Here is a 13,777-nt window from a genome sequence, read left to right as displayed (position 1 = left end):
CACACCAGGGCGATGTCCACTGCATTGAGACAAGCCACCTGTAGCAAGACAAGAGCCACCCCAAAGCGGGACACCGTCTCACTCAAACCTGTCCCGCCCCTCGTACTGCAGGCTCAACGCCCAGATCAGTGCGACAAGCCGCGGTTCGATGAGACGGGACAGTAAGAATCGGCCAAGTTTGAGTGGGTGACCGTGAGATTCAGTGAGACAGGGTGAGACATGGCGGGACACCTGTGGACAGCCACGGACACGCACGGACGGTAGGGAGGTGCGGCCGAAGTATGTGCGGCCTGAAGGCAGGCGCTGTTTCGCACGGCCCAGTGTGCGTCACACTCCCCCGTATGCCGAGCTTTCAGAGAAGGAAGGCGATCGGTGACGCCCATGAACAGCGCGTCACCCAGGAACTCAACCGACGCGGCTGGCACGTCAGCCCCTGGGGACAGGGAATCATGGGCGAGCCCGTACGGTTCGCCCTGCACCACACCACCAGTTCGCTGCGCTGGACGCCCGACCTCATCGTCGCCCAGGGCCGGCAGGTCATCCTGATCGACTGCAAGAGCTGCATGACCAGCCAGACCAGTCGGCGGCACGCCATCGAACGGGCCGCGGTCAACGCCCATCTGCAGCTTGTCGCCTGGACTCAGCTTCCCCTCTACTACGTCTTCGACAACCTCGAGCTCCTCACCCCGTATGACGCTCTCGGCCTCGGGCAGGAAGGCCCCCGAACCACAGCCGGCTCCGGGACGCCCTACCTCCTCGTCCCCACCACGCACGCCTTGACGTTCGACCGTGTCTTCGGTCATTCCGGTGGCCTCCGGGCTGCTTGATACGGCGCAGAGGAACAAATTGGCTTTCTGGCCCTGCTTGGGGCTGGCGGCGCACTAGCGCGAGTCAAGGTAGGGGCCAGGCCGCGGGCCTCGCGCCTGCTGTTGCCTGAGATCCAGGCCGATTGCTCTGTAGCGGCATTCCGTGATGCAGCGGCCTGTGTCATGGTGCTGCACCCCTCGCTCCAGCTGGCTTGTCAGTGCCTGGTGTCATCCTGTTCTCAGGTCGCACTGGGCACTGGCGAAGACGCTGTGGCGAAGGCGGCCGCGGGTGGAGGACGTTGTGAGGATCATGCTCGACAACAACATCTGGTCCTACCTGGGGGACGAACAGGCCGGCAGTCGGTTCAGGGCCCTTGTCCGTTCCATGGGGCATCACGTGGTGACTCCGCCTGGTGTGCTGTTGGAGGTGTTGCAGCACCCCCGGTCGGACAAGCGGGAGGCCATCGTCCGGGCCATCCTTGCCGGCACGGACGAGCGGCTGCGCAGCGAGGCCGACTTGGAGGGGGCCGAAGTCATCGCAGAGGTGCGGCGTTTGCACCCCGAATGGGTTCGGTCGGCAGCGGATACCGGCCGTGAGGCGACATGGCGCACCTACTGGACGAAAACGTTCTGGCGGCAGGCGGTGGAGCTCCACGAGCTCTTCCGCGGCACCGGCTTGGCGCAGAACACGGCCCGTTCCGCGCAGTTCATGGTGGACGTCCAAAAGGAGCAGCAGCGGGTCTGGCGTAAGGGAAAGTTCGACGTCAGTGACCTCTCCCGCATCACTGCTTTCCCCTCCGATGAGACCGCACCAGGACCCCAGCTCGGGTGGAAGGCCGGCGACAAGATCGCGGCGTGGCGGCCACGCACTCAGGAGGTGTACTGGTACTCCTTCGCGGTGGGTCGCCGCTCTGTGCTGACGCATGAGGACACCACCGGCGCCGACTGGGTCGGAGCACGGGTCGACCTTAGCGCCATGTGCGCTTCCAGGGAGGAGTTCAACCGCTTCTGGCTGTACCAGGTGGAGGCTGAGAACATGCCCCGCAACTGGCTGCGGTGGGCAGCAGAAACGGTACAGGCGGACATGAAGGTCACCGGCGGCAACCCTCGCGATGTACAGCACGCCTCCCATCTGCCGGACTGTGATGTGTTCCTGACCGCCGACAAGAACTTCCTCAGAGTGCTTAACCGCATCGCAGAGCAAGCGCCCGTCCCGGTGGGCCGGGGCCTGCGCATCGCTCCGGCAGCGCACGACGACATCGTTGAAGCCATTGAGGCGACGCTCAGTACTCTCTGAGCGGTTGGCACGTGCGCCGGAGCCGGCCTCTGGGGCGCCCTACTCGGCACCAGTTGATCGGCCTCGGCCGTCGGGCTTCTCGGAGAACCCGTTGGCGCGCAAAAGCCTACCTCACGCGATGGCGCCGCCTCACACCTGCCTCATGTGTACACGTCAGGAGACAGGGGACGATCATGGTCTGTCATTTTGCGGCAAGTATCTGCCATGGCACTGGCACCCCGGGCTCGGGCCGACAGCATCGGTCCCATGGACCTGGTAGATCTCGGCACTGTCGCCACCGCGTTCCTCACCCCTCCTATCGCGTTCATTGCCGCCTTGTGGGCCAGGCGCAGCAGCAGGCAATCAGCAGACGCAACTGTCGATTCGAGCGTCAACCAGGTCAATGGCTCCATCGCTGCGGCACGTGTCCAGACGTGTGGTGAGCTCGAGCTGCGCCGGCAGGCCGCGCTAGCCGAAACATCTGCCGCCTTCCTGATGGCCTCTGACGCACTCGCGCGCACCGTCCAGCAGCTTCCCGATCTTGCTCCTGATGAGCGCCAAGATCGGGTCGCCACTCACGGTATGACGGTCGAGACGGCCCTCGGTCCTCTGGAGCTCCTGGGGCCGCCGGAACTTCTGCGGCATGCGAAAGCACTGCGGGACTTTTGTCGGACGCTGGAGAACCTTGCGCTGGACAGAGCGGTGCTCCGTTCGGCTGTACGGGCTTTGGAGTCCGGCTGGTGCCCTTGCAATGCAGAGATCTGCGACAACGATCATCACGGCGCAGCGTTCGTCGCGTGGGAGTTCCTCTTGGAGTGGCCCGGACGGGAGGACGAGGAACGGTGGAGAGACCGGGGCCTCCTGGAGTACTGCCTCCATGAGAGCCAGTGCATGACCGAGAGTGATGTGGTCCGTGTTCTTGCAGTCGTCGACCGCGTGCCGGCTGCCTGGTCCCGGATGATCGGTGGCCCTGTCCGCGATCCGCTCATGGAACGGTTCGCTTCCCTGCGCGCACCCTTCGTCGAAGCTGCCCGCTCGGCACAACCTCTGGTGCCATCGACCGAACCTGATGGATTGAGGGCATGGGCGAGCAACGCTGTCAGCGTGGCAACCCCCTCGGCAGTTTCCGGCTCCTCCTTATCGGCCTGATCTCCCGGACCAACGTCCTGTCGTCGGGGTCCGTTGTTTCCTCAGCCCCGACTCCCCAAGATCGCCGCCACCTCCCTCAGTGGGACAGGGAGCCGGAGTCATTGCCTGAAATTCCGTAGCAGAAAACCTCTTCTGCCTTCGGTTTCAAGACGTAGGGGCCGCAGTGACGGCTTCGATTAGAGGAGGTGCTGTCTATGGACTCACGGGAAGCACTGACGGTGGTCGCCTGGAGGCGTGCGGAACGCCCCGCGTCCGGCTGGCCTGCTGCTCGTCCGCCATCAGGAGATCCACCGCGAAGACGAGGGGCACGGCGCATGGACCTGAGCGCTGGGCAATGTCATGGGGCCGCTGCCCGAATATTCGTCACTCTGACATAAATTTCTCCAGCCCCGGTGGAACTCAGGGCTCGCTCTGCGATGCTGGAGGCCGATCGAGAAGGGCCGGAGTAATGCAGTGGAAGATCCATGGGGAACGTCCGATCTACGAGAACAGCTGGGTAAACCTGTGGCTCACCGACGTCGAGACGCCGGACGGGAACCGCTGGGAGCACCACGTCGTCAAGCTCCGGCACCTGGCCGTGGCCGCCGTTGTCAACGAGCGGCGCGAGGTGCTCATGATGTGGCGGCACCGCTTCATCACGGATGCCTGGGCGCGGGAGCTGCCCATGGGGCTGGTCGAGGAGGGCGAGACGCCTACTGATGCAGCGGCCCGTGAGGTGCTGGAGGAGACCGGCTGGCGGCCCGGCCCGATCAAGCCGCTGATCTACGCCGAGCCGGCCAACGGCATCACCGACTCCCAGCACCACGTCTTCCGGGCCGACGGGGCGACGTACGAGGGTCCGCCGACCGAGAAGAACGAGTCGGACCGGATCAAGTGGATCCCGCTGGCCGACGTCCGGGGCATGATCGACCGCCGCGAGATCGTCAGCAGCGGCTCCCCGGTCGGACTGCTCCACGTCCTCATGGACGAAGCGATCCGCTGACCTGACGGGGCAGCACTTCCCGGAGCCGGAACTCGAGCGTCACCGCGGCCGGTTCCCGGCGGAAGGGCTCCAGCTCCTCGTAGAACTCCCGAAGGTGGCCGGCGACTCGTCGCGAGCTGACGGCCGCCGCCGGGGCCAGGGCGTCCATGGCCGTGTGGCACGCCTCATCGAGTTTGCCGCGCTGGAGCTGGGTGAGGGCGAGCCAGAAGGCGTGGAAGGCGCGGCCCCGGTGATTCGATGCGTGCTCGCGGCGTAGCGCGTCCGCGATGAGGGGTTCGGCGAGGGCGGCTTCGCCCAGGTGGCCGTGCGCGATGCCGGTGTCCGCGATCAGCTTCGTCTCGTCGAAGTAGGCGACTCAGGCCGGGTCCGGATCACCGGTGCCGATCCGTCCGAACTGGGTGTGGGCTTCAGAGATCGCGGTGTGGGTCGCGCCGTGGTTGCCGAGGGTGGCGTGGGCGAAGGCTTCGCGCATCGCGAGCATGGCCAGCACGCGCGGTGTCGTCCCCGCCGCCGCTCGGGTCTGGTCCTGGGCGGCCGTGACGAGCGCGAGGGCGCCGCCCGGCTTGTCCTGGTAGGTGGCCTGGAGGCTCATGCAGGCGAGGACGTTGGCCATGAACTGGCGGTCGTCGATGGCCTTGGCCAGACCGAGGGACTCGGTGAAGTAGGCGCGTGCCTGGTGGTGCTGGCGCGCGTCGAAGTAGGTCCACCCGGTGAGCCGGGCCAACTCGGCCGCGACGCTGTGCAGACCGTTCCGCAGAGGAGCCGGGCGCTGTTGCTTGAGGTGGTCGGCGACGTAGCGGAGCTGCCCGACGACCGCCGGCCGTAAGGTCTCGCCGCCGTGCTCGTCGTCCCGGCGCCAGTAGTCCGCGATCGACGAATGCAGCGCCTCCGGTGTCGAGGCGCTGAGATCCCGCTCGGCCGCCAGGGCGAGGATGCTGTCGACGTCTGCCCCCGATAGTCCGGCGACCAGCGGTTCGACGGTTGAGGCCGGTACTTCGGCCGGTTGGCGGGGCATGACCGTCAGGCTGGGCGGTGTCTCCAGGAACGGCGGGCAAGACCGAGCATGTGCCCGGGGATGCGCAGTCCGTCCGAGATCCGTTCGATCACGTCCATGTGCAGCAGCTGCCGCCGTCCGGCGATCACCTCGCCCACGCGGCTCGGGGTCAGGTCGCAGCGGCGCGCGATCATCGACGGATAGATGCCTGCCCGTGTCTTGACTAGCTGAAAGATGCGGCCGAAGTCTCTGGCCTGGCATGCCTCGATCATCACTGCGTCCGTGAGCAGGCTGACCGGGAGTTCCTTCGAGCGAGATGGCTCGGGCATCGGGCACGCTCCGGCATGAGGACTACGGATCGCTGCACTTGGTCAACCGAGGGCGATGTTACCCAAGTTGGGTAATCCGCCTGGCCTTTCTGGCCGGGCCTGCGGATCGCGATGCTCCTGGCCATGGTGAACGGACAGGACGACGTGCGGATGACGTTGCGGGGTCTCCCGTGACTCCGGCCAGACGTGGGGGCCTCTCACGGAGGTACGCGTGGGCGAGGACCCGGTGGCCCCGGAGAGCCTGGGCCGCTACCCGCCGTGCTTCTGCCCCCCCCGGTGCTCGCAGCAGGCCCGGAACGCCGTCGCGTCCCTCCGGATGGTGTCGTGATGCGGTGCGTGCACTGGCGCCGGGTGCCCCTCGATCTGGCACGGGAAGCGCGGGAGAAGTCGGCCGCCCCGCACGTCGACAGGTCCGTGCAGTGCCAGCTGTCCGCGCACGACGAAGGTGAGCACTTCGGTCTCCTCACCGACGCCGGCGCGTACGGGACCGCACTGTGGCTCCGCTGGCACGGGACGGACGAGGCGGAACTCGTCGTACTGCCGGACTGCCCGGTGGCCGCCCCGGGTCCTGATGGTGAGGGCTGCTGTCTGTTCGCCGACCACACCACACAGCACACCTGGGAAGACGCCCTGGAGGGGGTCTCGTACACCAGCTGATCGCGAGCCTGCGCAAGACCCGGCGCCCTCGCTCGCCTCGCAACGAACAGTGCGGGGAATGCGGTGGCAGCGGCGCCAACTCGTCCGGCAAGACCTGCGGCACCTGCAACGGCTTGGGAGAGATCCACTGCCGCGCCGGCCGGCAGGAGTCCCGTTCGCTGTCCCGCTCCGTGATCCGGAAGGAAGGCCACCGATGGCCCACGCTCTGATCGCCTCCCCGTTCCTCGACGGACACCTTCTTCTCAAACCCGGTGCAAGGGCCGGCGCCCACATCTCCGCCGACCATTACGAGGGCCTGCGCCAGGCCCGCCGCCGACGGTGAGTCGCTCCTCCCCGCCTGGGCGGTGCAGACCGCCACCGGCATGTGGGGCCTGGACCTGGGCGGTTGCCCCGCGCAGGGCACCGTGCTGGTGCGCGAGCCGTCCTTGTATCGCTACTGCCGGGCCTCCTGGGAGATCAACCTCGGCTGCAACTTCGGCTGCAAGCACTGCTACCTCGGCGAGCGCCCCTTCTCCGGCCTCGGCTGGCAGGACAAGGTGTGGCTGCTCGACATCATGCGCGAGGCCGGCGTCCTCTGGCTCCAGATCACCGGCGGCGAACCCACGGACCCCCACTTCCAGGGCGCCTACCGGTACGCCTGGCAGGCCGGGATGATGCTCACCATCTCCACCAACGGCTCGCTGCTCTGGCGGCCGGACCTCCTCAAGCTCTTTCAAAACTGCCCACCTTACCGGCTGGTGGTCAGCATGTACGGGGCGAGTGAGGAGCCCTTCGACACGCTCACCCGGATCAACGTGGTGGTGACCGAGGACACGCCTCCGAGGCCGACGAGATGGCCGCCCTCGCCGGCGAGTGGAACGTCGAGAACCACGCGTACACGAACATGATGCCCACGATCTACGGCGGCGGAGAATCGCTCCTCGCCCAGTCCGCCGCACACCTGCGCCAGCGCAAGCCGTTCGCCGGATGCAACGCGGGACACACCTTCTTCCACGCCGACCCGCACGCCAAGGTCTCGATCTGCAAGGTCGGCTGCGACGACCAGATCGACCTCATGGCCGAGGGCATCAACGGCCTCACCCGGCTCGGCACGATCGCCGACCGCCTCATGCTTCGCACCGGAGGGTGCGAGGGCTGCGCCCTGTCCGGCACATGCCGGGTCTGCCGCCCCCTGGCCAAGCACTACCAGGAGGCGAAGGCGCCGCTGCACAGCTACTGCCAGCACGGAGACAAGGAGAACCCTCATGACCCCGCCCGTACCGGTGACCATCCTCCCCGGCCCGCCCGCCTCGGCCCGCCGCGCCGCCCCGACCGTCGCGACCGCATCGATCACCGCCGTCCAGGACCTCGAAGCGATCGTGGAGAGCGCGGAGTGCTCCTGCGACGCCGGGGACGACAACCCCCACTAACCCACCTGATCCGGTCAACTCCGCTCAGGCCCCGGCGTACTCGCGTCCGGGGCCTGAGCCCTGCCCGGCTTACCGTTAGGGTGCCGCTCATGTTCTTCCGATGGGACTGGCTCCGGCCCCACCTGACCGCGCCGATCGTGCCGACCCTCGGTCCTTGTCCACCCCGATGCCCTGACCGTCAGCGTGTTCGGGGACACCCTGCGAGCGGCCGACACCGGGGGCTTCCTTCCCTACGACAAGGACCGGCGCTGGGGCGGCGAGAAGGATGAGAAAGTCCTCCGCGAGGACGTGGTGCACCAGCCCGAGCACACCCTCATCCCCACCCTGAACCGGCGCGGCCGCGGCACCGTGAAAGTCTTCGCCTACGGCTCCACGACAGCGTCGTGGAGGAGGCTGCCGAACTGGCCGCGAAGCTCGCCGCCGGGTACGACGTGGCAGGTGCCCGGGTCGTATGCCCACTCGGCCCCGAGAGCGCACACCCGCGCGGCACCCGCATCCAGCTCAAGGACTTCACCGGCAGCCCCTGCCCCGACCCGGGCGACCCGGTCCGCCCTGTCACCGACTGGCCGACCGCCGTGCAGGAGACCTTCGCGCCGTTCGCCAAGGCCATGCTCGCCGACGGCCTGGCCTTCCTCCACACCCAGATGCAGGCGGCCGGTGCGGCCCGGTCCTCGCCGCCACCCTCGACGACCGCATCGTGGGGGCGATCGGCCCCATGGAAGTACGCCCCGACGCGATCGGACGCCCCCAGCTCATGCCCCAGTACTTCACCGTCCTCCCCGAGGCCCGAGGCCAGGGCCTCGGACGCGCCCTGTGGCGGGCCGCCATGCACTGGGGACAATCCCACAGCGCCGCCTACCAACTCCTCCAGACCGAAGTCGACGGCCCTTCCGACCGGCTGTGCCAAGCCGAAGGACTCACCTCCCTCGGCTTCACTCACCACACAGGCATAGTCATTGGTTCTCGGGCTGTTGCACGGCCACATCCCGCCCACGCCAGCCGACCTGCCGAAGCCCCGACACTGGTGAGCCTGTCCTCGGCGCATTCCTCATGTGCGAGGCGTGCATGAAGCGGCTTCGCCCTCCGCCAGCTCTTCGAGGTGGACGGCGCCCTCTCGTCCATGCACAGGTGGAGGGCCTGGAGGGTACGGGCATCGATGTCGGCAGGGCCTTGGGAGCCCGATCCATCGAGCACCCTGCGCATGCGCGACAGTGTGGCCGATGGGTGCCGATGGTGACGTACCGAGCTCCACAAGGCCCTACCCCCGTACCTCCTGGGGCCCCGGTCGCATGTGCGATGACGTTCACGGTTTGCTGCGCAGGTCCCGCTGATTGTGTAAGCGCATGACCTGTTGCGTTCATCAGACTGCGGGTGTTTTGCGCCATCCACCTTGAGCCCCGCCCCCGGCGCCGCCCTCAGCCACCGAGGAAACCGATGACCTCTCTCACCGCGCTGACCACGCTGTGCCCGCCTCCTGCCGCCTTTCCCCCTGCTCCGGACTGGCCGCAGGTCGAAAACACGCTGGGTAAGGCCTTGCCTTGCCCCAGGACTACAAGGAGCTCATCACCGCATATGGACCGGGCCAGTTCTGCGGATTCATCACCCTCTACCAGCCACATGCCCCCAGCGAATGGGCCGATCTGACCGGCCCCGTGCCGACGCGTCTGCGGGGGCAGATCGAGGAGGTCCGGCAGGCCGCCCGGCACCCCTTGCAGCTGCCGCACTCCCCCGAGGACCTTTTCGCCATGGGAGTCACCGGCAACGGGGACTACCTCTTCTGGGTCACCCAGCCCGCCGACACCCCGGACGAGTGGACCGTCGCCGTCAACGACGGCCCTGCGCGCGCCCTGGTTCACCTACAACGGCACCTTGACCTCGACCACGGCGCCGCCTTCACCGAAAGCAGCCCACCGGCCGCAGCCGCCAGGACGTCCGTCAGCACACGCACCATCCGTGACTGGGCCAACGCCAACGGATACGACCTGCCCGAACGCGGACGAGTCCCCATCGAAGTCATCGAGGCATGGAAGCAGGAGCATCCCAGCTGACACACGCCAGCCCCTGCCGTTGCCGTGATGACCACTCCCTCTACCTCCCGGATCAATCGGGCAGGAACGTGACTCCGGTGGTGATCTCGTCGACATGATCATGCAGCGGGGCCGCCAGGGCGGGTGGTCGCCACAGGCGAGCTAAGTTCAACAGGGACCACGACGTCGTCAGCTGATCTCGGCAGCCTTCGAGGCAGTGTAGGGACGCGGCGTCCCGCACAAGCAGTACACCGTCTGATCCGCAGTACCGAACAGCTCGCCCATGCCCAAGTCCCCTTCCCCCAGCAACTTGCCCGCCCGCAAGGCCGTCGCCGGACGCCTCCGTGTCGGCCGCTGGATCGAGGTGGGCGTCAGATCACCAGGACCGAATCGTCTCAGGGTCGCCCTGGTGGTGTGTTGATGTGTTCGAAGGCTCAGAGCGACACCCAGGCTCTGAGGCTTCCGGCGCCGATGGCTCCCCGCAGAACGTGGGCGATCTCCTCGGACTTGAGGTCGATGTCATCGAGCCCCTCTGCGGTCAGCGGGACCTCCTCCAGCGCGTATGCGCCGCGGCCCTTGGCGCTGAACTCGGGCCGGTGCGGTCCTCGAAGGACCAGGTCGCGATGCGGCCGAGGTAGAAGAACTGGCGCTCGTCGTCGGACCCCATCGTGTGGAGAAGGCGGACGATGTCGGCCTTCCCCGCGATCTCCTCGTGGATCTCCCGGTGGAGGGCCGCCTCCCGCGACGCGTCGCCGGGCTCGACGCCGCCGCCGGGCAGAACCCAGTACTCGGGGATGCCGGGCCTGGTGCGGCGGATGACCAGCACCGTGTCGTCGGGGGTGACGAGGACGGCACGGACTCGTTCGATCATCTCGGTTCCTCTTCTTGCTCGTTGACGGTCTTCAGTGGAGCAGCCAGCCGCCGTCGACGTGGACGGACTGCCCCGTGATGAACGAGGCGGAGGGTCCCACGAGAAACGCCACCAGGGCCGCGACGCCCTCGGGTCGGCCACGGCGCGGGACGCACTGGTACTTGATCTGGTCCTCCGGCCGCGCACGGTACTGGGCGGGAAGGGTACTCTCGGCCTCGACCTGGATGACCCCGGGCATCACCGTGTTGACGCAGATCCCGTACGGGCCCAGTTCACGGGCGAAGGAGCGGGTCAGGCCCAGCAGCCCGGCTTTCGCAGTGCTGTAGGCGACGAGGTTCGTCCGGCCGGCTTGGGCGTTGATGCTGCCTGCATTGTCCAAGGTCAAGCAGAACAATGTACTCAAAGCGATTCAGAAGCTGCTTCTGTGGACTCGGGCATCCCCCAGCAGTGCAATCGGCGTGAGGAGCAGACGGTTACCTCCGGGCGCATCGTCGGGGCAGCCGCCGCCGGCTCGCTCGCGCACAGCGCGAAGCTGAGCCGCCACCAACGAAAGGGGCCCTGGCCTGCGGAACCTCTGCAGGCCAGGGCCCTTTCGCGTTGCACCTCATGTAAGTCGAGACGTGTCGTGTCGCCCATAGATGAGGTCACGGCTTGCCTCTACGGGATGCGGCTCGTCCAGTTGGTTGTTCGCCCGTTCGAGGCGGGACATAGGATCCATCGCCAGAGGCCCGGCCTGAGAGGGAACCCGCGTGACTGCCCATATCCTCCCCTCCCTTCCCGGGGACCCTGCTCGTGTCGGCCCGTACCGAATAGTGGGCCGTCTGGGAGCGGGAGGGATGGGTACCGTCCACGCCGCCCTGGACTCCAGCGGCAACCGTCTGGCGGTGAAGGTCGTCCATCCGGCTCAGGCCGAGGACGAGGAGTTCCGTGCCAGGTTCCGGCGTGAGGTAGCGCTGACAAGCAGGGTGAGCGGACCGTGTCTCGTGCCTGTAGTCGCGGCCGACTGCGAGGCCGAGCGTCCATGGCTCGCCACACCCTACGTACCGGGCCCGACGCTGCAGCAGCACATCGCCGCGCACGGCCCTCTCCACGGTGCCGTGCTCCACGCGTTCGCCGCGGGCACCGCCACCGCGCTGGCATCGGTCCACGAGGCCGGTGTGATCCACCGTGACATCAAGCCCGGCAATGTGATCCTCTCCCCCAGCGGTCCACGCCTCCTCGACTTCGGGATCGCGCATGCCTTCGACGGGACCTCGGTCACCCGGACGGGCGTCCTGACCGGCACCCCTGGCTGGATCAGCCCCGAGCAGTACCGCACGGGCAGCATCGGTCCTGAGTCCGACGTGTTCGCCTGGGGTGCCCTCGTCTCCTACGCCGGAACCGGGCGCCACCCGTTCGGAACCGGGGCTCCGGACACGGTCGCCTTCCGTGTGATGTCGCAGGACCCCGATCTCGCCGGCCTGCCCGAGGACCTTGCCCGCCTCGTGACGGAAGCGATGTCGAAAGAGGCAGGCGACCGCCCCACGGCGCAGTCTCTGAGCGGCGCGTGCGCAAAGCTGCTCTCAAAGGAAAGCACCCAGGTTCTGCCACAGGACGCTTCGGTGCCCGTGCTGGTCGACGGGCTGGTCTCCGATCACTGGAGTCCGCCGCCCGCTCATGAGACCGTCTGGCCGACCGGCCGGGCCGGCCGGGCACGCAAAGGCAGTTACATCGCTGCGACAGCCGTTGTTGTTGTTCTCGGCGTTGCGGCCACGGCCGTGTACGCATCCACGGCCGTGGGGCGACAGACGCCCTCGGCTGCCGCTGCTCCCGCTCTTCCGGCTGCTTCCCCGTCGGTGTCCTCATCGTCCGCCGCTGCAGTCGCCACTCCTCCTACGAGTTCCGCAGCCCCGGCGCATACCGCATCAGCGGTCACCGCGGCCGGCAGTCCCGCCCCCGCCACGCCGGAGCCCACAGCCACCGCTCCGACGGGCGAGCCTCAGCCCGCCTACACACGCAGCGACTATGCCGAGCCCACCATCGGGGAGTGGTCGGCCGCTCGCGATGCGATGACCGCCTCCGAACGCGGCATCGCCGCTTCCATCAACGAGGAACTCAAGACATTCCTCCGCGACGAGTGGGCGCTGCCCGAAGGGGTGCAGGTGACGTTCAATCCTGAGGCCCAGACCATGTTCCTCACCGTCGGCCCCTCGACAGCGGTGTGGGAGAACGGCGGCGACTACACCGACCTCGCCCGCGGCGGGATGTACACCGGCTGTACCCAGGGCAACGACAAGCTGCGCACTGACATCACCTGGTCCTACGGGCGGGTCGTTGTCATCTACCGGGAGTCCATGGCCAATCCCGTGATCGCCAGCTTCCGCGAAGTCACCAACGGCATGAACTGCCGCGTCTGAGCAGGTCGTATCCGGCGAACACGGACCACGAAAGGCACCCGCAGGACAGCCTGCCAAGGAGCCGAGGCTGATCGTTTCCCTGGTGAACCTGTTACTCCAGGAGACTGACTCACCCCCGGATCATCTCGGCCCTGGCGACCGTGACCGCTATCTCTGCGGTCGTGATCAAGAACATGGTGCGTGGTCTCGCCGTGCTCTCCCTCGCCCTGACTCCGCTTGCTCTCCCCCACCCCGCGGCAGCATAGGCACCAGCTGCTGCCGAGGTGCTGTCTCTCGCCCGCTGTGATCGGGCAGATCCCGGTCGTCGACGAGTCCCGCGACGGCTATGGGCGGACGAAGTTCAAGCACTGGAACTCCGGCCTTGACCCCGCCGACGGCTGTAATACGCGCGCGGAGGTCCTGCTTTCCGAAGCGGTCGAGTCTCCAGTGGTCTCGGCCGGCTGCAAGCTCGCTGGTGGTCGGTGGATCTCCTACTACGACGGCCAGGAGGTCACCGGCCTCGGCAAGCTCGACATCGACCACATGGTCCCGCTCGCCGAGGCCTGGGACTCCGGCGCGAGCTCCTGGACCGCTGCCCGGCGGGAGGCTTACGCCAACGACCAGGACGCGGCCACCAGCCTGGTGGCGGTGACTGCGCGGGCCAACCGTCAAAAGGCCGACCAGGGTGAAGCGGATGCCCTCACCTGTACGCCGACGGGCCGTGCGAGGACACGATCGGCCACTACACCCCCGCCCCGTAACAGTCCTCGTGCTTCTACCTGGAAAGGATCCCCGCACATGGCTTTCGGTAAGACGTTTCTCTCCGCCCTGACCGCCGCCGGCCCTGCGAGCGCGGCCACCTGCCCGTCCTCCGCCTCACCTGTGATCCCTGGCGCAGAAGC

At 67.5% G+C, this 13,777-nt stretch carries 12 protein-coding genes and 2 pseudogenes; 11 read left to right on the top strand and 3 right to left on the bottom strand.

From position 1 onward, the window contains the following. Positions 1-341: 341 nt before the first annotated feature. From OG710_RS29770 to OG710_RS29755, 4 genes are all read left to right on the top strand, one after another. The gene (locus tag OG710_RS29770; RefSeq protein ID WP_330242110.1) at positions 342-827 is read left to right on the top strand and encodes a hypothetical protein; all 486 of its coding nucleotides are present in this window, start codon (positions 342-344) and stop codon (positions 825-827) included. A gap of 289 nt (positions 828-1,116) precedes the next feature. Continuing rightward, positions 1,117-2,103, top strand: a complete 987-nt coding sequence (locus OG710_RS29765; protein WP_330242109.1) for a hypothetical protein — start codon at positions 1,117-1,119, stop codon at positions 2,101-2,103. Between the two features lie 246 nt (positions 2,104-2,349). Beyond that, the gene (locus OG710_RS29760; RefSeq protein WP_330237475.1) at positions 2,350-3,231 is read left to right on the top strand and encodes a hypothetical protein; all 882 of its coding nucleotides are present in this window, start codon (positions 2,350-2,352) and stop codon (positions 3,229-3,231) included. Positions 3,232-3,679: 448 nt separating this feature from the next. Next, positions 3,680-4,213 carry an NUDIX hydrolase gene (locus OG710_RS29755; RefSeq protein WP_330237476.1) on the top strand — a complete coding sequence of 178 codons (534 nt, stop codon included), beginning with the start codon at positions 3,680-3,682 and terminating at the stop codon, positions 4,211-4,213. Here the strand turns inward: OG710_RS29755 and OG710_RS29750 are convergent. Then, positions 4,191-5,536 (bottom strand): annotated as a pseudogene (locus tag OG710_RS29750) (hypothetical protein). The gene OG710_RS29755 and the pseudogene OG710_RS29750 overlap by 23 nt on opposite strands. Before the next feature lie 327 nt (positions 5,537-5,863). On the opposite strand from OG710_RS29750, the gene OG710_RS29745 reads away from it, so the two are divergent. The 6 genes and pseudogenes from OG710_RS29745 (at position 5,864) to OG710_RS29725 (ending at position 9,650) form a co-directional block, all read left to right on the top strand. Further along, a complete protein-coding gene (locus OG710_RS29745) occupies positions 5,864-6,193 on the top strand; it encodes a hypothetical protein (RefSeq protein WP_330237477.1) in 330 nt (109 codons plus the stop codon). A 193-nt stretch (positions 6,194-6,386) separates the two neighbouring features. Continuing rightward, positions 6,387-6,515: a hypothetical protein gene (locus OG710_RS31370; RefSeq protein WP_443064207.1), complete on the top strand. Its 129-nt coding sequence runs from the start codon at positions 6,387-6,389 to the stop codon at positions 6,513-6,515. Positions 6,516-6,537: 22 nt separating this feature from the next. Next, on the top strand, positions 6,538-7,080 hold the full coding sequence (locus tag OG710_RS31365; RefSeq protein WP_443064208.1) for a radical SAM protein: 543 nt from the start codon (positions 6,538-6,540) through the stop codon (positions 7,078-7,080). A 357-nt stretch (positions 7,081-7,437) separates the two neighbouring features. Continuing rightward, on the top strand, positions 7,438-7,602 hold the full coding sequence (locus OG710_RS29735) for a hypothetical protein (protein WP_330242111.1): 165 nt from the start codon (positions 7,438-7,440) through the stop codon (positions 7,600-7,602). An 89-nt stretch (positions 7,603-7,691) separates the two neighbouring features. Further along, positions 7,692-8,554 (top strand): annotated as a pseudogene (locus OG710_RS29730) (GNAT family N-acetyltransferase); the annotation flags it as partial. Positions 8,555-9,140: 586 nt separating this feature from the next. Beyond that, positions 9,141-9,650, top strand: a complete 510-nt coding sequence (locus OG710_RS29725) for an Lsr2 family DNA-binding protein (protein WP_330237478.1) — start codon at positions 9,141-9,143, stop codon at positions 9,648-9,650. A 517-nt stretch (positions 9,651-10,167) separates the two neighbouring features. Here OG710_RS29725 and OG710_RS29720 read toward each other — a convergent pair. After that, entirely contained in the window at positions 10,168-10,500 is a 333-nt protein-coding gene (locus OG710_RS29720) for an NUDIX hydrolase (RefSeq protein ID WP_330237479.1), read from the bottom strand. Between the two features lie 31 nt (positions 10,501-10,531). Continuing rightward, on the bottom strand, positions 10,532-10,885 hold the full coding sequence (locus OG710_RS29715) for an SDR family oxidoreductase (RefSeq protein WP_330237480.1): 354 nt from the start codon (positions 10,883-10,885) through the stop codon (positions 10,532-10,534). Positions 10,886-11,249: 364 nt separating this feature from the next. On the opposite strand from OG710_RS29715, the gene OG710_RS29710 reads away from it, so the two are divergent. After that, complete coding sequence (locus OG710_RS29710) at positions 11,250-12,896, top strand: serine/threonine protein kinase (protein ID WP_330237481.1); 1,647 nt, start codon at positions 11,250-11,252, stop codon at positions 12,894-12,896. The last annotated feature ends 881 nt before the right edge of the window (positions 12,897-13,777 follow it).

Source organism: Streptomyces sp. NBC_00525 (genome assembly GCF_036346595.1).
Classification (GTDB): Bacteria; Actinomycetota; Actinomycetes; order Streptomycetales; family Streptomycetaceae; genus Streptomyces.
The sequence above is the reverse complement of the archived record's forward strand: the minus strand, read 5'-3'. Positions and strand labels throughout refer to the sequence as shown.

Bases quoted from the DNA above. Each gene is read 5' to 3' on its own strand.
- OG710_RS29770 (WP_330242110.1), top strand. From the start codon at position 342: ATGCCGAGCTTTCAGAGAAGGAAGGCGATCGGTGACGCCCATGAACAG.
- OG710_RS29765 (WP_330242109.1), top strand. From the start codon at position 1,117: ATGCTCGACAACAACATCTGGTCCTACCTGGGGGACGAACAGGCCGGC.
- OG710_RS29760 (WP_330237475.1), top strand. From the start codon at position 2,350: ATGGACCTGGTAGATCTCGGCACTGTCGCCACCGCGTTCCTCACCCCT.
- OG710_RS29755 (WP_330237476.1), top strand. From the start codon at position 3,680: ATGCAGTGGAAGATCCATGGGGAACGTCCGATCTACGAGAACAGCTGG.
- OG710_RS29745 (WP_330237477.1), top strand. From the start codon at position 5,864: ATGCGGTGCGTGCACTGGCGCCGGGTGCCCCTCGATCTGGCACGGGAA.
- OG710_RS31370 (WP_443064207.1), top strand. From the start codon at position 6,387: ATGGCCCACGCTCTGATCGCCTCCCCGTTCCTCGACGGACACCTTCTT.
- OG710_RS29735 (WP_330242111.1), top strand. From the start codon at position 7,438: ATGACCCCGCCCGTACCGGTGACCATCCTCCCCGGCCCGCCCGCCTCG.
- OG710_RS29720 (WP_330237479.1), bottom strand. From the start codon at position 10,500: ATGATCGAACGAGTCCGTGCCGTCCTCGTCACCCCCGACGACACGGTG.